General features: G+C 43.8%; 18 protein-coding genes. 7 read left to right on the top strand and 11 right to left on the bottom strand.

All coding sequences use genetic code 11. The features are described 5' to 3' along the window. Window positions 1–242 precede the first annotated feature (242 nt). The 4 genes from AAC978_RS01585 to AAC978_RS01570 are packed head-to-tail and all read right to left on the bottom strand — an operon-like array spanning window position 243 to window position 4,118. The gene (locus tag AAC978_RS01585; protein WP_341546205.1) at window positions 243–2,204 is read right to left on the bottom strand and encodes a methyl-accepting chemotaxis protein; all 1,962 of its coding nucleotides are present in this window, start codon (window positions 2,202–2,204) and stop codon (window positions 243–245) included. Window positions 2,205–2,264: 60 nt separating this feature from the next. Further along, window positions 2,265–2,567, bottom strand: a complete 303-nt coding sequence (locus AAC978_RS01580; RefSeq protein WP_341546204.1) for an STAS domain-containing protein — start codon at window positions 2,565–2,567, stop codon at window positions 2,265–2,267. Between the two features lie 17 nt (window positions 2,568–2,584). Next, a complete protein-coding gene (locus AAC978_RS01575; RefSeq protein WP_341546203.1) occupies window positions 2,585–3,040 on the bottom strand; it encodes an ATP-binding protein in 456 nt (151 codons plus the stop codon). Between the two features lie 4 nt (window positions 3,041–3,044). After that, the gene (locus tag AAC978_RS01570) at window positions 3,045–4,118 is read right to left on the bottom strand and encodes a SpoIIE family protein phosphatase (protein ID WP_341546202.1); all 1,074 of its coding nucleotides are present in this window, start codon (window positions 4,116–4,118) and stop codon (window positions 3,045–3,047) included. A 392-nt stretch (window positions 4,119–4,510) separates the two neighbouring features. Here AAC978_RS01570 and AAC978_RS01565 point away from each other — a divergent pair, with 392 nt between their 5' ends. From AAC978_RS01565 to AAC978_RS01550, 4 genes are all read left to right on the top strand, one after another. Next, window positions 4,511–4,861 carry a LapA family protein gene (locus AAC978_RS01565; protein ID WP_341546201.1) on the top strand — a complete coding sequence of 117 codons (351 nt, stop codon included), beginning with the start codon at window positions 4,511–4,513 and terminating at the stop codon, window positions 4,859–4,861. A 3-nt stretch (window positions 4,862–4,864) separates the two neighbouring features. Further along, window positions 4,865–5,800 carry a M23 family metallopeptidase gene (locus AAC978_RS01560; protein WP_341546200.1) on the top strand — a complete coding sequence of 312 codons (936 nt, stop codon included), beginning with the start codon at window positions 4,865–4,867 and terminating at the stop codon, window positions 5,798–5,800. 4 nt (window positions 5,801–5,804) lie between these two features. After that, window positions 5,805–6,392, top strand: a complete 588-nt coding sequence (locus tag AAC978_RS01555) for a bactofilin family protein (RefSeq protein ID WP_341546199.1) — start codon at window positions 5,805–5,807, stop codon at window positions 6,390–6,392. A 229-nt stretch (window positions 6,393–6,621) separates the two neighbouring features. Beyond that, a complete protein-coding gene (locus tag AAC978_RS01550) occupies window positions 6,622–8,121 on the top strand; it encodes a VanW family protein (protein WP_341546198.1) in 1,500 nt (499 codons plus the stop codon). A gap of 75 nt (window positions 8,122–8,196) precedes the next feature. Here the strand turns inward: AAC978_RS01550 and AAC978_RS01545 are convergent, their stop codons facing one another. Beyond that, window positions 8,197–9,360 carry a Fic family protein gene (locus AAC978_RS01545; RefSeq protein WP_341546347.1) on the bottom strand — a complete coding sequence of 388 codons (1,164 nt, stop codon included), beginning with the start codon at window positions 9,358–9,360 and terminating at the stop codon, window positions 8,197–8,199. A gap of 174 nt (window positions 9,361–9,534) precedes the next feature. Here AAC978_RS01545 and AAC978_RS01540 point away from each other — a divergent pair, with 174 nt between their 5' ends. Further along, window positions 9,535–9,954, top strand: coding sequence for a hypothetical protein (locus tag AAC978_RS01540; protein ID WP_341546197.1), 420 nt, complete (start codon window positions 9,535–9,537; stop codon window positions 9,952–9,954). 128 nt (window positions 9,955–10,082) lie between these two features. Here AAC978_RS01540 and AAC978_RS01535 read toward each other — a convergent pair whose 3' ends face one another. The 3 genes from AAC978_RS01535 to AAC978_RS01525 all read right to left on the bottom strand — a co-directional run bounded on the left by AAC978_RS01535 (window position 10,083) and on the right by AAC978_RS01525 (window position 18,618). Continuing rightward, a complete protein-coding gene (locus AAC978_RS01535) occupies window positions 10,083–15,149 on the bottom strand; it encodes a cell wall-binding repeat-containing protein (RefSeq protein ID WP_341546196.1) in 5,067 nt (1,688 codons plus the stop codon). A gap of 512 nt (window positions 15,150–15,661) precedes the next feature. Then, window positions 15,662–17,254 carry a LysM peptidoglycan-binding domain-containing protein gene (locus tag AAC978_RS01530; protein WP_445900267.1) on the bottom strand — a complete coding sequence of 531 codons (1,593 nt, stop codon included), beginning with the start codon at window positions 17,252–17,254 and terminating at the stop codon, window positions 15,662–15,664. Window positions 17,255–17,598: 344 nt separating this feature from the next. Further along, on the bottom strand, window positions 17,599–18,618 hold the full coding sequence (locus tag AAC978_RS01525) for a LysM peptidoglycan-binding domain-containing protein (protein WP_341546194.1): 1,020 nt from the start codon (window positions 18,616–18,618) through the stop codon (window positions 17,599–17,601). A 453-nt stretch (window positions 18,619–19,071) separates the two neighbouring features. On the opposite strand from AAC978_RS01525, the gene AAC978_RS01520 reads away from it, so the two are divergent. Further along, entirely contained in the window at window positions 19,072–20,412 is a 1,341-nt protein-coding gene (locus AAC978_RS01520; RefSeq protein WP_341546193.1) for an Ig-like domain-containing protein, read from the top strand. Between the two features lie 124 nt (window positions 20,413–20,536). Here the strand turns inward: AAC978_RS01520 and AAC978_RS01515 are convergent, their stop codons facing one another. Further along, on the bottom strand, window positions 20,537–20,770 hold the full coding sequence (locus tag AAC978_RS01515; RefSeq protein ID WP_341546192.1) for a helix-turn-helix domain-containing protein: 234 nt from the start codon (window positions 20,768–20,770) through the stop codon (window positions 20,537–20,539). Window positions 20,771–20,975: 205 nt separating this feature from the next. On the opposite strand from AAC978_RS01515, the gene ald reads away from it, so the two are divergent. Continuing rightward, entirely contained in the window at window positions 20,976–22,091 is a 1,116-nt protein-coding gene (ald, locus tag AAC978_RS01510) for an alanine dehydrogenase (RefSeq protein ID WP_341546191.1), read from the top strand. 159 nt (window positions 22,092–22,250) lie between these two features. On the opposite strand, the gene AAC978_RS01505 is transcribed toward ald, so the two are convergent. Both AAC978_RS01505 and AAC978_RS01500 read right to left on the bottom strand, forming a co-directional pair. After that, window positions 22,251–23,141, bottom strand: a complete 891-nt coding sequence (locus AAC978_RS01505; RefSeq protein WP_341546190.1) for an IS3 family transposase — start codon at window positions 23,139–23,141, stop codon at window positions 22,251–22,253. After that, window positions 23,129–23,809, bottom strand: coding sequence for a helix-turn-helix domain-containing protein (locus tag AAC978_RS01500; RefSeq protein WP_341546189.1), 681 nt, complete (start codon window positions 23,807–23,809; stop codon window positions 23,129–23,131). Before AAC978_RS01500 ends, AAC978_RS01505 begins: the two co-directional genes overlap by 13 nt. Between the last annotated feature and the right edge of the window lie 72 nt (window positions 23,810–23,881).

Genomic DNA, 23,881 nt, shown 5'->3' with positions numbered 1-23,881 from the left:
CATACTTACGGATTAGCTCTTTTTTTGAGAGATGGGTATATATGGTTCTATAATTATTCTAATGTATTTTTGCTAAAAAATATCGAAAAAAATGTCGAGGCCAGCCTTTGTTTCAGCTGGGATTTACCTGTTTTTTAGTAGAAATTGTAGGAATATGGAAGAATAAAGAAAAGCGAGACAGATTCCATGGCTGAAACCCAATCTCGCTTTACAACTTATCGTATTATCGTATGGTGTCTATTTTATGAGGTAATAGTCGGGGATTTGCGTTTTTCTTTCTCGATCAAATTATTCAAGTATTTGATCACCTTGCCTGAGTGTCTATCCAGCTTTTTCAAACAGGCTTGTGCATGCCTAATGTTCCCTTCGTGGTAGGCCTTGGCCGCTTCTTGGGCCATTTTGTGAACCTGACTATGGGGCTCATCTAACGCCTTAAATTCGGGATACCCCTTTAAAGTATTGTCATCTTGGAAGTACCATTTACCCAAACGACAGTGCACATGTGAAGTAACTTCCTCAGGCGCAACCTTCTCAATGCCCTTCAGCATATTGACAATGCGTGACTTCCAGAGCAAGTGGTCGGTTTTAGCCTTTTCCAAAGTCTCGATCGTCGATAGCACCGTACCCGTGAGTTTGAAGTGCTCGACATTTTGATTAAGCTCTTGGGCCATTTGGGCAGTTCCTTGGATACTAGAGGCCACCGTTTCCAAGGATGCGTTGATCTCTTGGGAAGAAGCCGCTACTTCTTCGGCATGAGCGGAGGTGCCCTCAATGACAGAAGCCACGGAGTTAATCAAGGTCACAATCTTATCTGAGCTAGCTACTTCCGAATCCGTCACTTCGACGCTGGACTGGACATCCTCAGCAGTTTTTTTAACGGCACCGTAAATATTATTGAGGGCGTCGCCTGCCTGGTTCATAACCTGAACTCCACTCTCCACCTCTTGCCGGGTGATTTGGGTGGCTTGTACCACATCCTCAACCCCTAGGAGAACCTTTTGGACTAAGCCTGCTACATCATGAGCTCCTTGTGTAGACTGCTCGGCCAACTTCCTGACTTCCTCAGCCACCACGGCGAAGCCCCGTCCGGATTCGCCAGCCCGAGCAGCCTCGATAGCAGCATTGAGAGCCAAGAGATTTGTTTGGTCCGCCAGCCCCGTAATAGTCCCTGTAATCGAATCAATCTGTTTGGAAAGCTCATTGAGCTGTAGCATCAATTCTTCTGTCTCTATGGTCTTGGAACGGATGGTCGCCATACGATTGACTGCATCATCCACCGTATATTTGCCTTGTTCCGCAGTTTTCATGGTTTGTTGTGAATTCACGGCCGCTGCTTGACTCTGGTTTTTAGCGATTTGGGTTAAGGAGGAAAGCTCTAGTAGAACCTGAGATGCCTCCACAATGGACTTTGCCCCCGTATCGGATTCCGCAGCTACATTCTGCATACTTTCACTCACTTCGGCTACAGCCGCCGAAGCCTCTTCGCTAGTTGCCGCTAACTCTTCCGATGTCGCTGCCAGATTCTCGGTCATCTCACGGACATGCTTTACCACTTCCGACAAACGGGTGATCATCACGTTGAAGGCCGCACTTAAGTCACCAAATTCATCATTAGACTTGACGGGTGCAACGACGGTTAAGTCTCCTAGCCCTGCTTTGCTCATGGTCTCTTGGATTTCATTGATAGAATTCAGGACATAACGCGAGATAAAATAACCCATCAATAAGGCAAACAAAGCGGCAATAGCTAAGCCTAGTATACTCACCATCGACGCATGGTCGGTAATGTCATGGACCAAGCCTTCATGCTCAGACAGGACCTTATCATTTCTATCAATAATAGAAGTTAAAACCTCTTCAATGGGCCCGAGAGAGCTTGACGACCCCGTAGTAGGATCAGCCTGATGGGCCTCTAGTAAAGGTTGGAGTTTCTCCAGATCCTGTTTATCCTCCACTTCCAGCCGCTCTAAACTCCTTAACTCCTCAAAATTTTGCAATATTCCCGCCATATCCCCTTGTTGTGCTCTCCAGATATCCGCTTTAATTGTCTGGGCAGAATTAACAACGCTGGAATGATGCAGGATATTGTCGATTTCATCATTCACCTGGTTCTGGTAATACATATTGATTAAACTCGTGGCAATAAAAATGACCATAATTCCTAGAAATCCGCCGAGAATTTTTAGTCTTACACCAATTTTCATCTCAACACCTCACTTCATATACCTTGTTTCTAGTCATCAAACTCCTAGTGCCTAAGGTCCTTAAATTATTTCAAATACTCGATTGAGGCGGGTCAAAAGAAAGAGCTCCTTTACCGCACCTTGCAGTCCCTTGACGACGATCCCGCCGCCGCGTTCGACAGCTCGTTTGTGAATAGCCACTAAAACTCCCAGCCCTGAGCTATCAATGTAATTCAGCTTGGTCATATCGAAAACAAAATGTGTTTTCCCTTTCTCAATCAATTGCAGGAGATTTTCCCTAAGGATCGCCGCATCCTCCACATATATCTTGCCTTCTAATTCCACCTGGACCTCAGGCTTATCAGACTGAATGTTTATTGACATGAAACATAACCCCCATTTTAAAATAATGTTTTCAAAAGCATAACGCAGTTACCCTTGGCATTATAACGAACCTTATCCATGACCTGAGCCATAATATATAGACCTCGACCAGATTCTCCCCACTGCCATGCCTCCTCTTCCTTCCCGCACAAGCAAGCAAGCTTGGCCATGACTTGATCAGCTTTAAAGCCGGTGCCACTATCCTTAACTCGAATAATTAGCCATTGGGAATGGAGCAAACACATGCTAAGGGTTACCGCCGGAACAGCGACCTTGTCTTCAGCATATTTAAAAGCGTTGTTCACCGCTTCATTCAGAGCTATTTCCAGCAAAGTGACCTCGTTTTCTAAGGAGTCCGTATCCTTGCCACCCTGCATCGCCAAAGCCTCCCGCAAACAGTGCTGCAATTGCTCACGATCGTCGCGATACTCCTGCTCTGTATAAAAAGTTTTCCGCATTATTTTTTGCCGCATATCCTTACCCTCCTTTTTCACTGAGGATAAACCCTAAAGCAGTGGCGTCATCGGTTAGTTCTTTCTTTTTGGCTAAGGAATCCAGCCAAGTCATCACACCCATTATACTTTGCCCTTGTAGAGGGCATGCTTTTGCTTGAATCAAATCATAGAAGCCATCCGTAAGGAAAATCAGCCCATCCCCCGGTCTAACTGGGCATTCGTGCTCCTCGAACTCGGCATGCTCTGAAATCCCTAAAAAAATCCCCGGTTGGCTTAGGGCCTCGACCCCTGACCCTCCTCCCTCTGCAGAAGATATTAGGAAATGGTTAATGCCTGCCATCACGTAGGTGAGCTTCCCCTGAGCTAAATCAATATCAAAAAGTGTCGCCGCTGCAAAAGAATCCTCTGGAAGAATGCCGACTGCTTCCTTATTCATCCACTCCACCTTCTTGGAGAGGGGGATTTGCCGTCCGACCACTTGTCGGAAGAGAACTCGCAGGGCAGACACTTGTAGGGCTGTAACCACGCCATGACCCATCACATCAAAAAGGAAGCCCTTAAAAATCTGATTCTTCTCATCCCAGCGATAATCATAATAATCTCCGCTTAAATGCTGGTAAGGAAGAAAAATACTCTTCATGGTTAATTTATCATTAGCAAAATCTGGCCGTAAAATCTTTTTTTGAATTCGTCCAGCTAATTCGACCTCTTGGCGAATTCGCATATCCTCAGTGATATCCCGGAAAATCGCTATGTAATGGGTGAGACCCAGCTCCCCATGGCGAACAGCGTGAATGTTTAGCCATTCCGGATAAATTTCCCCATTTTTTCGCCTATTCCAGATCTCCCCATGCCACTGACCTTTGACAGACAGATCTCCCCACATAGTGGCATAGAACTGCTGCGAATGACGACCGGACTTGAGAATCCGCGGATTCTTACCCAGCGCCTCTGCTAGAGTGTAGCCTGTAGTTTGGGTAAAAGCCGAATTCACATAGATAATCTCACCTTGGGGGTTTGTGATGGAAATCCCTTCTTGGGCATACTCGAAAACCCGAGCAAAAATATCGCCTGTGGATTCACAAAAATCTATCATCCCTAGGGATAAGGGCCTTGATCTATTGTTTCCCTCTGCTCGCACTCATCATTCCTCACAGTTCTATCGCCTTTTTCTCTCGGCTTTTCCTTAGTTTCCTTTGGGGTCTACCCGCCGTTTATTTCCTTATATTACTATAAATACTGGTAAATTATTATAATTACTCTTAATATCAATTCTCGACAAATTGCAATAATCCTGCTTAATTTCCGACCTTTTGAGAAAATTCCCACATATATTTTTGTTATAATATTGCCATACTAAGGGATAGTCGAGATAAATTTTCGAAAATCCCCTTCTTTTGGCAGGATTCTCAAGGGACAAGGTCGAAAATAAATTTGGTTGTTCTACGTCTTGGAATGCGTTACCATCTTAATGAAAGGGGTGCTAAGATGATTTTTTTGATTTTCACCCTAGTTATTGCTTTAATTGTGGCCATCTTTGCCGTACAAAATGCCGCCCCCGTGGCCATAAATTTATTGTGGTATGTTGCTGAGGTTCCCCTAGTCCTTGTTATCTTGGGTTCGGCCCTGGCCGGTGCCCTCATTGTCTTCTTTATGGCCATCTGGCGTGAGTTTCGCATCAAAGGAAAGGCCAAAACGAAGGCCAAAGCAGACGCCAAGGCCCTAACGGAAGCCGAAGCAGCCAAAGCCAAAGCCATCTCGGAAGCTGCCAAAGCAGAAATAGCTAAAGCTGAAGCAATGTCCGCCTCAGAGTCTAAACCAGCTGACGAAGGAGTTTAACTTGTGAAGAATAAATATACCTTTTTAATGATCCCACCGGATCATGGTCAAACCAAGCAGTTTCAAGTGACCCGAAAAGGGAGACAACTGATTATCTCCGGAATCTGTTCCATCTGCCTCCTCTTCGTTGGAATGTTCTCCTTTAATCTCTATCTATCTAAAACTGTCGGTGCACAAGAAGCTCAATTAGCAGCTGTTGAAGAGCTTAAGCAGGAAAACCTGGCCAAGGATCAGGAGATTGCTCAGCTGAAGGCTCAATCTCAACAGGTAGTGAAAGACATTGCTACCATGCAAGAGCTCGAATTGCGTCTCACCTCTATCCTCAAAATTGACCCTGATAAATCATCCGCCTTTTCTACCACCAGTAATACCAGCATCGCTTCCTCTACCCTAAGCCGTGGTAGCACCACCCCTACCACCCCTACCACCCCAGCACCTACGATCAGTGACCCAGAACAAATTTCCCGAGAGCTGAAACTTTTGGAAAACTATTATGCTCTGGCCGTAGAGAACCAAGAGGAAATCGACCACACCCCCAGTATCTTGCCCCTCAAGGTGGATTTCGACATTGCTTCGGAATTTGGTTATCGCCGCAATCCTTTCGGTGGGTGGTCGAAGGAGTTTCATAACGGGGTAGACATGCCTTGTGATTATGGTACCGAAGTCTATGCCACCGCTTCCGGTGTAGTCACCGTCTCAACCTACGATCGAGTCTATGGTCGCGTCCTCGAGATCGACCATGGTCAGGGGATAGAAACCATCTATGCCCATAATTCTCGCTTGCTTTTTAAAGAGGGAGATAAGATAGAGAAAGGTGAACTGATCGCCTACAGCGGAAACTCCGGACGTAGCACCGGCTCCCATCTCCATTATGGAGCCCGCATCAACGGCGTAACCGTCGATCCACTACAATTCACAGATTTTACAAAGGAGCAATGAGCGAATGTGGGGTAAAAATCCAGAGAGTCCAAAGCGCACGTCCAGTACATTTCAAGCCGGTTCCGGTGAAACAACCTATATTGCCGGTGATGCCGAGTTCAATGGCAAACTCAGCCTCAAGGGCAATGCCCGCATCGACGGCAAGGTTGAAGGACAAATCGTTATCAGCGGGGACCTCATCGTCGGCCCCAGTGCTGTTATCAAGGCCAATATCAAAGCTAATGCCGTCAGCCTCTCCGGCGAAATCCGTGGCGATGTAGTCACCCAAGAGACCTTTGAGCTCTGTTCCACTGCCCGCATGAAAGGCAATATTTTTAGCAAACAGCTGAAGATCGACCAAGGGGCCCAATTCATTGGCACAAGCTGTCTCTTAGAAGATGCACAGAAGCAGGCTCCCAAACAAGTTAAAGCTGCTGAAGAAGTCGCTTCGGCTAGCGAACGAGAATCAGAAAGCGATATCGATGTGGATGACATTTTAAAACCCTTAGATCCACTCGAAGATGATACTGAGGAATCTTCTACAGATGAAAGTTCTCATGGCTCGCAACCAAGAAATGTTGCCTATGGCAAGTCTTCCAGAAGAAGACGCTAGAAGTATTTCTACTTATCTATACTTAGGAGTGTCACCGTTCCTTTTTAATAAGGCCGGTGACACTCTTCTTTTTGACCTCTTATCCAAAAATTCTGGTGGGTGAGGATTTTTTTACATAGAGGAAAATCACTCTAGACGAAGAATAATTACTAGACGATTAATAATTTTAGACGAAGAATCTCGCAAGATACAAAATTGTATTTCAGAATTTATATTTGGGGGAAACAGCTTGAAGACCAAAAAATATGTAGTATTAGCCCTCCTGTTTGTCGGCCTCTCCTTAGCCACCACCTTGGGAATTAACTATTTCTTCTATGCGCAAAATGATCGACCCTTCAGCGAAGGCACCACCCTCGCCGGAGTTGATATTAGCAAGCTCACCCAAGAGCAGGCCAAAGAAAAAATCACTGCCGAGCTCGAAACCTGGTTAGCTCAACCGCTCAAATTCCAGATCGACGGAGAAATTGTCGAGCTACCCTTGAAAGACCTTGACCCTAGAGTAGAAGTCGACACCCTCATTGCTGAGGCTTATGCACAGAATCAACCGGGTTCACTCTTTGCCCGAATCCAAAAGGCGAATGCTTCCCAAGGTGCACCCCTAGATCTCGGACTCCATTGGGATGAGCAAAAGCTTGCCGATACCTTAAAGAAAAGCTTAGCCTCTTTTGAAAAAGCACCCATGGATGCTTCCTTTACGATCAATGATCAGAACCAGATGAGTATCCAAGCGGAACAAATCGGTCAATCCATCGATACGGTCGCTCTTCTCACCCAAATTAAAGAGATCCACATGCTCCAAGAACTAACCCCGCTTAAGGTCGATCGGGTAGAAGTAGCGCCTACTGTCACCGCCGCCGAGCTGGAGGCCAAGAAAATTGACGGGCTGATTGCCAGCTATACGACTTGGTTCGACCCCGGTAATATTGAACGAAGCGCCAATGTCCGCCTTGCGGCCGAATCCTTGGATGGTGCCCTGATCGAACCCGGAGGGATTATCTCCTTTAATAAAATTGTCGGCGAAAGAACCGGTGACCGAGGCTACCAAGATGCCCTCATCATCGTCAATGGTGAATTCGTACCCGGCTTGGGCGGTGGCATCTGTCAAGTCTCCAGCACCCTCTACAATGCCGGTCTTCTAGCGAACCTCAAGATTGAAGAACGTACCAATCACGGCTTAGCTGTAGCCTATGTGCCCTTGGGGCGTGATGCTACCGTTGTCTATGGAGCTATTGATCTAAAGCTTAAAAATGATACCGACCGCTATATGCTCATACGTTCTAAGCTTAGTGGTGGCTCAGTTACTATCGAATTTTACGGCAAAACAACACCTGGACGAGAGATTATCATTGCCAATCAAGTAGAGCAAGTGATTCCCTTCGAGACTCAAACCACTCAAGACAATACCTTAGCCCCCGGAACGGAAATCATCAAACAAAACGGACAAAACGGCTATGTGGCTACCGCTTCTCGGACCATCAAGGTTAACGGAGAAGTAATAGAAACTCAAGCCTTAGGCAAAAGCACCTACATTTCTCTTCCGAAGATCATTGTGAAGGGACCGGCACTACCGGCAAAGCCGAAGCCGGAACCTAACCCCGAACCGCCAGCACCTGCCGAGCCTGAAACTCCTCCTGAAGAGCCTGCGACCCCTGAGGGGGAACCCAAGCCTCCCACAGTAGAACCGGAGACCGGGTCGGGGACTGAACCGGTAACTAACCCTGAAGCTTGACAGCGGGCAAAAGCTAGATCATCCATAACCATAGGCAAAGAATCCTGGCCACTCTCTTGAGCGACCAGGATTTTCTTATTTCAACCGATAACGCACTCTATTGCCATACCGTTGTGCCGATAATAGCCCTTTGTCCTCAAGTTTAAGGACAAAATTCCTAATCGTTGCATAGGCTGCGTTTTTATAATCCTTTTCAAGATGCTTTGTAGAAAATTCCTGAGTACCATAGGCAGACAGCACATAATGAAATAAATCTTTTTCCTTAGCTGTAATCTCTCCACTTTGAAGCAGCTCCTCAAATCTCTGAAGAGCATCCGTTGGTTCAGGTTTTTTCAGTAGCTTGACAAACACGTAGTCAATAAAATAGTTAACAAACGGGGTCACGTCTAGAATCTGGGAAACCTTATAATTATTCATTATTGAAGTAAACGCTTTGTAATACGTGCTCCTACTGTCATCAATATAGGCAGAAAAAGGAATGAACAGCGCGGAAGTATAGCCCTTTTGCACCAGATACCAAAGCTGCATAAGCCTTGCCATTCTTCCATTGCCATCGAAATAAGGATGCAGATAGGCAAAATAGTAGTGAATTACAATGGATTTAACAATTTGGTCCAACCCGTCATCCTTGTGCATATAGTCAATCAAATTCGCTATATACTCCGGAAGTAGCTGATGCTTAAGTCCCTGATGCTCAATATCCTGTCCCACTATATATACTGCGTCATGCCGATATTTTCGCTCCTGTAGCAGTCGATCTTCATCATCTAAAAAATCGCCGACTGCCAGCTTGTAAAGCTGATATAAATTCTCCTCTGTGATTTTGTTTGTAGAGTCTGCTATAAAATCCAAGCCTCGTTTAATACCATAAGCTTTGTTTTCATTACTTGTTTCGGGCGCCCCACCATTTAAGATTTTCCTTACGCTCTCCCTTGAAGAGTCAATTTGCTCAATGGACAGCGTTGACATAATTTCATCCTCCATGGCTTGAATCCCGTACTTTTCACCCGAATAGGAACTTCCTATAGACCTTGAAAGCTGAGTTGTTAGGTTGATCTTTGCGGGAAGTATTACTACTGGCATACCATTAAAATCACACACTGGGAGCTTATTATAGAAGCTCTCACTTAGGGTGGCTATGTATCCAGTTAGATTAGCTTCTCCATATTTGTACTTTAGTTTATTAAAATTTAAGGCATTTTTATCTTTAAGCATCTCAGTAAAGATTTTCAATTCCATAGTCACTTCTACACCCCCTCTGATATATCTTAGTATCAATATGTATCAGCTATATTTTACCATAAAAATACAAAATGTAAACGATTGTCCACACACTTTTCGTCTTTCTTAATATGCTATTAGTGTAGCAGTGATTGTCTAGCTACTACGAAATATTGAGGAGGAGAAATGTAAATGGCACTATTAAACTACAACAGAAGCCTCTTGACCAATCAAGTCGATACCACTTTTCTACCACTCACAGGCTTAGAGACCCTTGTATTAGAGTTTGGTCTTTTTGTCCCTCAGTCGGTTAACTTTGTAGAATTGTTAACCTCTGTTGGCTGGGAAGTCGTGAACCCCGTTGGTAGTTTACAACCTACCATTAGGCTTGTGGTATTACAAGATGGTATCGCAGTTGCCTCAGTCCATCAGGAATCCGTTGTCGATGGTGAAGATGCGGATCTCGAGATGACCACCTCGTTCCAAGCTGTTTTAACCAACGTACCGGCCGGTCACCACGTCTATCGATTGCTTGCTTCGAACTTGCAGCCTGCACAAGGAGATATCGTCATCTCTGGACCAGCCAATATCTCCGGCAAAGTCATTAGCTAATCAATAAAAGGGACGTTTCGGTATAGATGAAATTACGCAAATGATGAACTGCAGTAAGAACCCAGGTCGCTCAAAAGAGTGACCTGGGTTCTCTGATATTGATATTCAATACAGGGGGCCTTATAGGATTATCTTGAATAAGTCGCTGTATAGGTCACATTATCAACAAAAACCTCAACAACCAATCGATTCGGTATATATGCATTGGTTGCTGTACAAGGCGAACTTATCCAGTAACTATTATCATTTTGTTCAGTCCTAGTGCTAAAGGCAGCTGACATCGTTCTTTTACCCTTAACTTGCGTATAGGTATCTGCGGTCTTTTCCCAATATTGGGCACAGTCTTTTAATAATGTAACTAGATTAGCACCGGTTGATAATCGCGTGCCTAGTAATTCATCATTGTTGTACAAGGAGAATTTGATTGAATCAATGTCCGAAACATTAATGATATCAAAATCAAAGTTGACTGATGTATCTAAAAGTTGATTCCCTTCACCATACCAGCCTGTGATATTTGCTCCGAACACCTTACTTACGTCTTTGATAAGTATCGAATAATTTGGTGCAACTATTTCCACATTGCCTGCATCAGAAACAATTTGCTTCGCTTCAGCTACTATTCCACTATTGAGCGTGAATTTTGTTGCCGGTGCGCCTGGACTAGGACTTGAGCCGTTGTCAACATTAATTCCATATCCCCAAGCATTGCCGCTTGTATTAAATCCATCAGCGACAACTATAGAGTTATTAACGACCAAGCCAGCCCCTGCGTTATTATAAGATGAAATATTTTTCAATGTCACGTTGTCCGATTCAAAGACATTAATCCCTGATCGAGTAGAACTATGAATAACCAAGTTTTCAAGTTCAACTAGGCCGCGGACACTATTAATTGAAATTAAGTGCTTATCTGAGTTTTGGGTCCCCTGGTAGAAAGGATCGGCAACTGTAATCGCTACTCCCCCCGCGCCTACGATAGATAAGGGTTTGGTAATCTTCAGTTGTTTTGCTAGTTTATACTCACCTGACGCCAGTAGCATAGTCCCGCCGTCTCCCATATATTCAAGGGAACTTAGTTGCTCTACATCGGAAGCGAAATAGTATTTGTATGTCATTCCACCCGTCCAATTACTGTGGACATAATTATTCGAACAATTTGTATAAATATTACCCTTTGCTAAGTTTTCTTCTGCTACGCCAAGATCTACAACTGCAGATACAGTACCGCCCATATTAAATCTTGCTAAGTCCAATCCTTCTGCAATCTGTAAGCCTGTTGATGACCAGTTTGCTGTATCGGCGCTGTAACCCACAAAGGTATTACCACTAATGTTGTAGCTAGCGTCAGTAATACTTGCGAGTCCATTAGGCCATATAGTTACTCCATTACCAACTCCACCATTCGTCGCTAAAGCAGCTGGATTAGGTAATTCAAAAATATTATTGGTAATAGTGACAGTCTTAGCAATAACGTCAATTGCTGCTTTTAACGGTCCATTACCACCACCGCGAGTGTACATAGTTAATCCATTGATCGTAACACCATCAGTCTTGATGATAAATGATCCGTAAATCTCTGCTCCCGGCTGACCAGCAATAGTAACAGGCTTGGTTATTTCGTAAGCCGTATAATTGCCGGCTGCCCCGATTGTACCGCTTATATTGATAATTGAAGTATTAACATTGGCTAGTGCTGCTTCTAATTCAGCTTTTGTTGTTACAGCCGCTAGCCGATAATCCTTGACTTTATTACCTTCGCCATAGCTGAATGCATTGTTCGATTCAAGATAACTAACATCGGCACCACTTACACCCGGGTCTGTTGAACCGATAACATTGACACCACTGCCTAGTCCAATACCCTCTCCGCCTGCTTGAATAGAGGTGAATATGTTGCCTGTCGCGGTCAAATCAGTTTTTTGCGTACCACCAATACCAGCTAATACATTTGTAAATGTGTTTCCTGTAGCGGTTAACTTACTTTGAAACGGTGATTCTGTGTAGCCAAGATGGGCAAAAATACCTGTTGTTACATTGGCAAAATTTGAGTTCGAAACGGAAAACTTCGCGCCCTTCCAGCCAATTACCGCAATTGTAGGAGCAGCAGATTTTCCATCGACCTTGATGTTTTCCAAGGCAACATTATTGGCATTGACAAAGAACGCCGTCGCACTCCCTACCCCGCTTAATTGATGAACGGTTCTATCCACCACCGTGCCGGTAAGATTCTTAATACTCACATCAGCTGCAGTAATGTTTACAGCCTGATTAACAGAAAATCCTTTTCCGTCAATTGTAACTGCTCTGCCTACAACTAAAGTACTGTCTAAGGTAATGTTCGCATCTAATTTGATTAGATTGACACTTGGGTCTGCTAATTTTGCTAACAAGTCTTCCTTTGTGCTAACCGTTACTATTACTCTATCTCCCCAGTACTTGCCGTGTTGACCACTAGCCAATGCTGCCTCCATCAATTCCTCTGGGTCTCCCCTAAAACCTGCGGGCACATAGAAGGATAATTCATAAGCCCCGGCGGGAATTGTGTTGCCACTCTTGGTAAGGATGCTGAATGGATTGGCATTTCCCACATCTGATGTTTCCAATCCGATCGCAATCCTACTTTTATTCACTGCATTTGCGGTAAGATTGAATACCGTGTTCTTAATCGATGCTGCAACTACACCGCTTTGAAGGTAAACACCGTAAGCATTTCTATTGGCGCTTGCTGAAGTGATCTTTGCGCCATCCAAATCCAACGATGCACCCGTCTGCACTGTAATCCCCACTGCATTCGCCACTGGACTCGTCTGTGTGTTGTTGGATACAAGCTCAATATTCTTTGCAATTAGCTTGCCTGAGAATACCATCACGACATAGCTTTCATTGTCAGTTGCCGGATCTGCTACGTCTCTTATCAGCTTATGATTATTACCATCAATTGTTATGTCCCTAGTCACATTCAAGTACGAGTCTAAGGTAATGTCTGCGCCCAACTTGATCAGCTTGACATTTGCATCTGCTACTGCTGCCTTAAGTTCAGTTGCTGTTATGATCACCTTGGCTACCTCAACTGCTGTACTTGTTTGTGTTCCCGTATATCTACTAGTACCGGTAACAGTAACTTTGATAAACTTGAACAAATCCTCATTAGTTAGAGTATACGTTTTGCTTGTTGCCCCGCTAATGTTAGTGTACGTGCCGTTTAGAGAATCGGATCTCATCCACTGGTAGGATACCGTCGCATTTACCGGTGTTGGATTTGCTGTCAGAATTTGTCCGACAGTAGCATCACCGGTAACACTCACACCACTTACCGGCGTTGTGCTCGGCGTATTATCGCCACCGCCGCCACCAAATCCCCCGCCACCACCTGCAGCCGGTGCTGGTGTCGTCGAAGGAGTTGTATCATCCACCTTCTCACCGCCTACACTGGCATCCTTGACCCCTTCAGAAACGGTGATATTCTGGGGTTTCTGCTCGATGGACACGCCATCGGTCTTGATGTTAGCGGTAGTTATTTGACCTTGTCCAGTCACGTTGGCGGCTGCTTCAGCATTTAAAGTGGTTACTGTAGCATTGGCTGCCAAGTTAACCGCAGCATTTGTCGCCGATGGGGCAATGGTCATCGTATTAATACTACCTTGCTGCACATTGACTTGGGCACCTGCACTTTGGATATTGACCTGGTCAAAGGTTCCGCTCAAAGTCACTTGTGCGCCGGCTGGGATCACTACTGTCGTAAAGCCGGCTCCGGTGAGATTTGATTCCTGGAGTTGACCGTTTGATTCCATGGACAAACTTCCAACACTCGTGCTTCCCTGAGCAACTAAGCGTACATTGCTTCCTTCGGGTACATCGACGATTACGCTTTGACCATTAAAATCAATTAAGATAATACTATTGGGACCGCCACCGTTGACAATGGTTTTCCCTTGGACCGTGACGTTATTTAATTCCACATTGCCATCACCGATGCTGGCGGCCAGTAAGAGATCTCCTTCGATGACTGTGTTTCGCAGGGTAACATCACGACTGCTGATGATAACATCCCCTGCGATCGTTGCGGATCCACTTTCCGGTCCGTAGGTTCCCGCGCTACTGTATTTCTCACTTGCCTTGATCTGTGCTTTACTGTTGACAATCCCGGCTAAAATCTCGGCTGCCACAACTTGCTTACCGCCAAGTCCGATAACCTTGGTATCCAGTTCTAGGTTAGATGTAAGGTGTTTATTGGTACTATCAGATAGAGTCTTGCCAGCTAAAACGAGGGGGGCGGATTTCTTGGCTGCTAGGACTGCCCCCGCTAGTGCATCTGGGAAATTACTGCCCTGGGCGACATAGATATTACTATAATCCAATTCAGCAGCAAAATGCTCCATCACCGCGATATTCGTCCCATAGCGGTCCTCTCCCTGGATACGTACAGGGTGAGGAACAGTTTGCTCGATAGCGGTGCTAATAACCCCAGTACCGCCCAGAAGATAGGTCTTGGTGACTGCATTTTCTTGCAGATAAGCTTGTACATTTTTCGGCAACTCATCCTTCCCGGTAAGGAGAATGGGGATACCGAGTTTGGCAGCTAGAGCTGAAATAGAGAGGGTATCAGGAAAGTCACTCCCTGTGGCCAAGATAACTTCGCTCTTCGCACCAAGTTTTTGAGCCACAGCGACAGCAGTATCGTAGCGTGAACCCCCCTTTATACGTTCAATTTCCATCCCGGAATTACTGATAGTATCGGCTACCTTCTGAGAAATGGCCGCTTCTCCACCAACTAGAAAGACCTTTTTACTGCCTAAGCGTTTTAACTCATTGAAGGTAGCTTCGTTCAGAGCACCTGGAGCAGTCAGTAAAATGGGGGCATCATACGCATAGGCCAAGGGACCGGCACTGAGAGCATCAGGAAACGCATCCCCTCTAGCCACAACAGCATATTCTGATTCTTCCCAGCCTTTTTGAGCTACCGCAACTGCTGTCTCATATCTGTCCCCTCCGGCAAGTCGTGTTGTCCCGGAGGCGTGGGTTGAAGGATCTGCAGTAGCACCCCATACGGGCGATGCTGAAAAGATTTGAGTCAAAAGAAAACAAATAGTTAACACCCATGCTAAAGCACTTTGCTTGGCTTTATGGGTAGTTCTTTTCAATCGATAATTCATATTAATCTCCTCTCCGACATCCACATATACTTCATTCACACAAAAATCAATGGAGAATCTCCTTAAAATATGGTATCGTTAATCTGAAAAAGCGTATAAGAAACCCACCGAGAAACATTGCGGTTTCACGGATCTTCTGCCTCTTGATCTGCTGCAATCAGTTCAAGGGGATACTGTGCTTTTTCATACTCTCAGGCCTGACGGATTGGTTTCTACCTTTTCGTTAGGTCTTTCCTTATTCTAAGGCTGTCATTTGGCATGCCTTAACTTAACGCCTCCTCTTTTAGGCTAACTAGGCCAAAGGTACTATAATCGTAGGTAATCAGTCCATTATTAGTTCTAGCTTTCTCGTTATTTTCCTTTACAAAAATAACGACCACTTCTGACACCTTCTTCTAAACATTATTTATTTATCTCTCTAATATGACTTGATATTCCGACCGACACAATGAGAAACCCCTGATCGCTCAAAAAAGAGTGATCAGGGGTTTTCTGCCAGTAGTCAAATTTCATAGACTTTTAGATCATGAATTAAGTTCCGGGGCAAAACCTTAATTGGGAATGATCAGTTTTTGTCCCTCGTAAATTAAATCTGGGCTCTTCAGTCTTGCTTTATTCGCTTCAAATATTTTTGTGTAAAGTGAGCCATCCCCATAGACCTTTTCAGCAATAATCCCTAGGGTCTCGCCAGCCTTTACGGTGTATACTTCCTTGATTCCTTCAGTCGATAAAGGGGTCAGTAACCCTTCGGTAGGAAGATGCAGGATCATTCCGGCATCTACGCGATTATTGCTTTTCTTAAACAAGTCGAGATTCGCTTGGTATATCTTCAGGGAATTCTCATAGCTACCATAATGATTAAGGGCGATCGTCGCCAAGGTATCCCCAGCCTTGACAGTATAGTCCGTAGCAACTGGGTTAGGGAGTGCTCCTGAATCCGAGGTTGGTTCGGGAGTTGGTTCCATAGTCGGCTCTAGAGAAGACAAGGTTGATTCGATCATCTCAAAGTAATCAAAGGAGTTAGCAGCGGTTACTTCCGGAATCTCGATGTCCAATGGGGCATTGATGTTTGAGGTATCCGTAGTGTAACGAAGAACTAAATTGATGACCCCCTTCAGCTCTTCTGAAGGCTCAGCAAATTCGCCAGAACCATTCAAAATCTCACTAAGCTGAGCCAAGTCCAGTTGAAAATCTATGCTACCACTGCTATTCGTAATATATCCGTCTGTGACGGTATACGTTAATTCGATACCCTGCTCACCGAGAATAGCCACACCCTGTAATGATTCTAAGATCTCATTAAATTGGTCCAGAGCCTCGGCTGAACCAGTTTCTAACTCGGCTATAGCTTCCTCCATCTCCATGGTGGCTTCAGGAGTACCGGCACCTGCGCTGAACTCCATAATCGTCTTTATGTAATCATTAAGAAAACCGGTGGCTTCTTCATTTTGGGCAAAATTGTTGACCGCATAGCTCAACAAATTCTTGAATTCGGCATCATCAAGCTTGATGGTGTATTTCTGCGCAGCCCCAGTATTGACCGGGACCTTCACGATTTCCAGATCAGGGCTAAACTGTTCGGCATAGCGCACCAAGAAATCATTCCACTTGGTTTGAAAATTGACGCTGAAGTCCATCAGCTTTTTCATATCTAGGGTGTTTAGTCCTTGATTATCTAGCTCCGTCAAATTCATGACCATATAATCCTTGCCCATGAATTCTGGTGGTAATGAGGCTTTAGCCATGGTCGGCAGCTGGAAAATCTCAACTAGCTTAGGATGGTCGCCGGTCAGATCCATGTCGATCCAATAGGGCATATTGAGCTCCATGCCAGGCATGGCCATCTTCATATCGACTTCCGCTTGAACCGCAGTTTTATCTGCATTGCCCGAAGTCTTCATATCGAGAACAAGGCTTGACTCATTTAGCATCGCTGCCACACTGTCCACTTGTGCTTGAACATCCGGTTGCAATCCAGTACCGCTTAACTCTAGGGAAAGGTCAAGGTGCTGTTGCATGGATGTTGCCTTTTGTGTTTTCAGGGAAGCATCAAAAATCTCCATTTGGTTTGATGTACATCCTGTCAAAACGAGCATCACGGATAATAACAGGACAAGCAAAACTTGCTTTTTCTTCATCTTCATTAAATCCTCCTCTGTAAGTAAAATTCCAGTTCATAAGAGAATTCAATATCAACTGGAAATTCCCTTTATTTTGCTAAATATTTTTCGACTTCCGTACAATTAAGCAACAAATCGAATAGCCCGTATATTAAAAAACGCTGCGCGCCTTTTCACTATACATGTCTTTCTGAGGCATAGCCGAAGAATCTTGACCTATGCTGCTTCACAAGTCAAGATCCTTCGCTGCGCTCAGGATGACATGAGTGAAGTGGTACCTAAAACTTATACTTTCTGATTAATGAACAAAAGAGCCCCAATCACACAAACGCGTGATCAGGGCTCTTTACGTTAAGAGTTAGTTGATCTTAGTATTTTACTTCTTTTTGATCATCATATGCTTTGTTTAAAGCATCGATGAAACGGGAGTGAGGATCTTGAAGTGCCATGGTAGCACCGGTTGTAACGTCTACAAGCATTTTCTTCTCTGCATCTGTGAAGGTAGCCATAGCTTTTTCGGCATTTGCCTTGTCAGCAGCAGTGATCTTTTCATTAGTTAAGTAAGCTAATTTGTAAGGTCTTCCGTCTGGACCGCAATATTTTGCAAACCAGTCGTTAACTTCTGCAACAGTCATACCTTTGAAGAGATCTTCATAGATGTCAAGTTGGACGAACCACTCACTCTTAGAGAGGTTATCCGCTGCGCCTTTTGATTTCAAATGAGTCATGTCATAAGCGTAGCCTTCTTCACGTTTGGTTTCCCAAGGGAATCCCTTGGTTTGAGCATCTTTATAAAGAGTTTTGTCTGTTGCTTTAGGATCCATCCAACCGGGGAACATAGCAGGAGTGATTTCTAAAACATCCCACTCGAGGTCGACGATCTTACCTTTGTCATCGAATAATACAGTAGCGGTAGTAATGTTTAAATTGTCGTTATTTGCGCCTCTTGCACTGTTGTCACGATAGTTAGCTACCATACCAATTCCTTGGTAAAGCTTTTTAGCAGCAACAGCAGGAGCAGCTGCAGGTGTTGCAGGTGTTACAGCAGCAGCTTTGACGACGATTTTATCGCCAGGGAAGATTAAGTTGGTGTTTTTGAGTTGTGGATTCAATTTAATTAATGCTTCTGTTGTCATGTTATGCTTTTGAGCGATTTTCCAGAGAACATCTCCACTTACTACAGTGTAAGTATCACCTTTAATCACGGTTGCAGGTGTTGCAGGTGCTTTGGTAGCTGCTGGAGCTTTGGGAGCTGCCGGTGCAGCAACAGGTGCTGCTGATTCTGCAGGAATTGTAGAAGATGTCGTTGTGTCAACTGCAAATACTGGCAATGCAGTTGCAGAGAGAACGAGTGATGCAGATAAGATAATAGCTAGGGTCTTTTTCATGTTTCTCCTCCTCTAAAAATAGTAATTGTTTATTTTTTAGGACTCGAATAACCTGACGTTATGAATCCCAAACCTATCCAGGTACCGGCAAATGAAAATTGCAACAAATTATGTAGTCCAAGTTCTAACTTTCATAAGGATATGTATGCTCTTAACAATCATTGAGAGAAGCAATTATTGTTTATGTAAATATTGTACCGACATGTAAAAATTAACACATGTTAAAACCTAAGTCAATATCGAAATTTGAAATTTCTACAATTTATACACTGAAAATTTTTCGCTAGATCTCTTGACTTTTTTGAATTTCTAACTCTCTAATTCCTTTTCATAAAATCCGGTAGCCCCCCCATAAAATACCTGTACCCCTTCGTAATGGATAATAGAAGGGTGAAAAGAAGAATCGACACCCTTTGAAAAATTTCCATAGTAAAATTTAAGGAGGAACACCGAATGAAACGAACAACGAAAGCTATATTCTCAACGATCTGCATGGCGAGTTTAATCTTAACTTCTTCGTTACCTGTCTTAGCCTCACCCCCATCTTGGGCTCAGTCTCATGAAAAATCCAACTACCCCATTTCAGAAAAAACAGAAGATCATGATTTCTATAAGACTAAGAAACCTCACAAAGTATCTTCTATCATTCTAAAAAAGAGAATGTTCCTGAAGGTTGGGGACAGTTCTACTCTGGCCGTGAAAATCGCACCGAAAAAAGCAAATCAAAAGGTCATCTGGAAATCCAGCGACACAGCTATAGCAACAGTTGATGCCAACGGAAAAGTCGTCGGTGTCAGTGCCGGTCGAGCTTATGTTACAGCAACAGCTGAAGACGGAAGCAAGACAGCGACTTGTAGGGTTACCGTAGCTAATTCCCATGAAACTGATGTGACAAAGGTAACCGGAGTCACCTTAAACCCATCGACTTTAAATCTGTCCGCGGGCGGGTCAACAGGTTTACTCACCGCCACTGTATCCCCTAGCAACGCAACGAACAAAAAGGTAACGTGGACATCCAGTAACTTAGCCGTGGCAACGGTTAATACTCAGGGCGTAGTCACTCCTTTAGCTCAGGGTGTGGCAGCAATTACAGTCACAACAGAGGATGGCTTAAAGACAGCACAGGCCACAGTAAATGTCGTGGCACAGCCCATCATCAGCAATGTTAAGATCTCCTCAAATAACGCAGATACGTCAAAAGCTATGAATGGTGATACTATTACTCTAACCTTTACCTCAAGTGTACCCGTTACAAAATTAAGTAACTTCAAGATCAATGGAAGTAACCCCGATACCTTCACACAGGTCGGAAATGTATATACGGCCACACACTTAGTCGATTCGGGAGATCTAATCACAGGGGTACCTGCGACCTTCCAAATCAACGTCCAAAACGCAGCAGGGATCTACTCTCAGACGATTGAGGCAACATCGGACGGAAGTGCAGTTACCATCATCAATAAATATGCCCGCATCTCTAAAGTAACGATAGCTTCTGATAACGCAATCCCAACCAAAGCCACCCTTGGCGATGTCATCACCTTAAAGTTCAACACCGATGAAGCGATTACCAAGCTCAGTAACTTTAAGATCAACGGTAGCAATCCGGATAGTTTTGTTCAGGCCCTTAATAGTGACGGAACCTACACCTATACTGCAAAACACCTTGTGGATTCCGGAGATCCGATTACCGGTCTACCCGGAACCTTCCTTATCAACATTCAGAATGCCGCAGGTATATACTCACCAACAGTTGAAAAAACCTCCGACGGAACTAGTGTAACGATCTACTAGACTGTTCGCGCAAAGAACCCTAGCCACTCTCATGAGCGACTAGGGTTCTTAACTATATCGTACTATTGTCTATATCATACTTTTTTAATTTCATACAACTAACGAATCCTATGAAAACGCACTCTCAAATCGAACAGCAATACAGCGCTCCGGCTTCCTTAATCTCGTCGGAGAAGAAGGTCTTCGCAGGTACCTTTAATTCCTTCGCAATCTTAATCCAAGTATTAGGCGTCCCTTTCCGCAAGCCACTTTCCAGCTGGCTCAAATAACTCATCTTAAGTCCGGTTCTCTCCGCCAACTCTTGCAAAGTCATGCTATTCGCTAAACGCCACTCGCGCAGGTTATTATTTTTACACATAAATGACATTCCCCCCAATTCGTAGCTTGTTGCGAACATCTTAGCACCGGATCATCCAATATCGGCATATTTCTAACCATATTATACCATATTCTAGTTAAAATATAGATCTACTTTATATATTTACATTTTCTTTCCTATTATATATTATTATATTATTACAGAATATTTTATATAAAAGAAACTAGGATAAAAGGTGATTAAAATGATAATAGGAATACCAAAAGAGATTAAAGCCCATGAAAATCGGGTAGGCATGCCTCCTGCCGGCGTTGACGCTCTTGTTAAGGCCGGTCATACTTGTTATCTGGAGAAATCAGCCGGTTTGGGCAGTGGTTTCCCTGATGAGGAATATATTGAGGCTGGTGCTCTTATTGTCGATACCGCCCGAGAAGTATATGAACGAGCGGAGATGATCGTTAAAGTTAAGGAACCCTTAAAATCTGAGTATCCCTTTTTAAAGGAGAATCAAATTCTCTTCACCTATCTCCATTTAGCTCCCAATCCTGAATTAACACAAGCTCTTCTGGAGTCTAAGGTTATCGGGTTAGCTTATGAAACGGTTGAGCTTCCTAATAAGTCCTTGCCCCTGCTGGCACCGATGAGTGAAGTAGCCGGCCGCATGGCTATTCAAGTAGGTGCTTACTTGCTGGAAAAAACAAACGGTGGCAGAGGTATCCTTCTCGGTGGCGTTTCAGGAGTAGAACCGGCTAAGGTAGTCATCATCGGCGGTGGTAGTGTCGGCATTAACGCGGTGAAGATCGCCGTTGGCTTAGGTGCTCAGGTTATGGTGCTGGATGTCAGTGGTGCCAGACTATCCTATCTGGATGATATTTTTGGCGGTCGGGTTATCACCTTGATGTCTAATAATTATAATATTGCTAAAGCAGTTAGGAAAGCCGACTTAGTCATCGGTGCCGTTTTGATTCCCGGTGCCAAGACCCCTAAAGTGGTTACGGAGGATATGGTAAAGACCATGAAGCCCGGTGCGGTACTGGTAGATGTAGCCATCGACCAAGGTGGAGCCATTGAGAGTATGGATCGTGTTACTTCCTTGGACGATCCCTATTTTGTTAAGCATGGAATTATTCACTATTCCGTAGGCAATATGCCAGGCGCCGTGCCCCGGACCTCCACCCAGGCTTTAACGAATGCGACCTTGCCCTATGTCTTAAAGGTTGCCAATTTGGGTGCAGAAAAATCGATGAGTGAAGATGCCGCACTGCGAAGAGGGCTGAATACCTACAAAGGAAAGTTGACGATTAAGGCTGTGGCTGAGGCTCATGACTTAGAGTATACTCCTAGTGAGGGGCTATTTTAGTTTCATCTCAGTTATATCTCAATTTTATTTAAGTTATATTTAAGTAATATTTAAGTAATACTTAAGCTATATTTACGTTTTGATCATACATAAATAAAAGGCTGTTGACTCTATTGAACTGCACCCCGTCAAGTAGACAACACAAAAAATAAAAAGTCATTATGCAGCCTTGGTCCTAAATTCCATTGGACTAAGGCTGTTTAGTTTCTTCTGTAATCTTTCGTAATTGTAGAAATGGATATAATCATCAATATCTTTTTTTAGAGTTTCAAAGGTTGGGTATTTATGTAGGTAATACTTTTCACACTTGAGTGTTCCCCAAAAAGCTTCCATGGGTCCATTGTCAATGCACTTACCAACACGTGACATACTCTGAGTTAAACCATATGCTTCCAACCTCCTCTTAAAACCCCAAGAGGTATATTGAAAACCACGGTCGCTGTGGATTAGTGGTGTGCTCTGGGGTGCAGCTTGTAAGGCTAGATCTAGGGTCTCGAAAACAAGGCGGTTGTTGTTTGAATGACCTAAAACGTATGACACAATGGATTTATCATTCAAATCGAGGATAGCACTAAGATAAGCTTTCTGACCATTTCCATATTTAAATTCGGTAACGTCGGTTAACCATTTTTCGTTTGGGTTTTCTGCTATAAATTCGCGATTTAAGAGGTTCTCGGCAATCTGTTCTGGAGTTGACTTAACATACCTCTTCTTCTTTTTACGAATAGCAGATTGGATTCCAGCAATCTTCATGAGACGATATACCCGCTTATGATTAATCGCTTGATTCGTTTGTCTTCTTAAACTAAGGGTTAATTGACGATAACCGTAAATACCATCTACCTTTTCGTATAGTAAAATCATCGCGTCAATAAGTTCTTTATTTACTTGTTCACGAGGACTAACCTGACGTTTAAGCCATTTATAATAGCTTGAGCGTGAAATCTTTGCTATTTGACATAAAAGATTTACACTAAAATGTCCTTTTTGCTGCACAGCTTGGATAGCTCGATAGATTTTCTCATGTTTAACTTGGCTTAAAACCGCCACCCTTCGAGTTCCTGTAACTTTTTTAACAAAGCATTTTCAGCTCTGAGCTTTTCATTTTCGTATTCTAGTTTCTTTATAGCAAGTTTCTGTAGTTCTTCTGGGCTTAATTCCTCAAGTTCCTTTTTCCGTCCACGTCCATCCTTTAGCGCATCTTTTCCACCCACTTCATACTTCTTAACCCATTGGTAAACCTGTTGATATGAAACCTCAAATTTCTCCGAGGTTTTCAGATAATCTTGATTATTAGAGAGACAGTATAAGACAATATCAATCCGTTCCTGCCAGCTAGTAGAACGTCCCTTAGTCATAGTGCTTGATCCTCCGCTTTTAGAACTTTTTAAACCACTATGACTATTATACTTGTTAACCCAATTCGTGAGTTGAGTACGACTGGCTATTTTATATTTATCTATGATTTCATACTGTGAATGTTTTCCCGAAAGATAATCCTGAACCGCTTGAACTTTAAGTTCTACAGAATAGCTATTATTTCGAGTTCTAACCTCTAACCCCTCATATCCATATAATTCATAACGCCGTCTCCATTTAAACAAAGTATATGTACTAACATCATATTTTCGAGCAATATCTGGCTGACTATGCCCAGATTCAAGCTCTTTCAATATAGCTAGTTTTTCAGCAGCACTATATTGGTTTATTTTAGACATAAAAATGCTCCTCTCATGATAATAGGTTTTTATTATTTAACCTGTCTACCATAAGGGGAGCATATCACTATA

The sequence above is a fragment of the Desulfitobacterium sp. THU1 genome (genome assembly GCF_038181555.1).
Taxonomy (GTDB): domain Bacteria; phylum Bacillota; class Desulfitobacteriia; order Desulfitobacteriales; family Desulfitobacteriaceae; genus Desulfitobacterium.
Note: the sequence above shows the minus strand (reverse complement) of the source record. Positions and strands in the feature narration are given on the sequence as shown.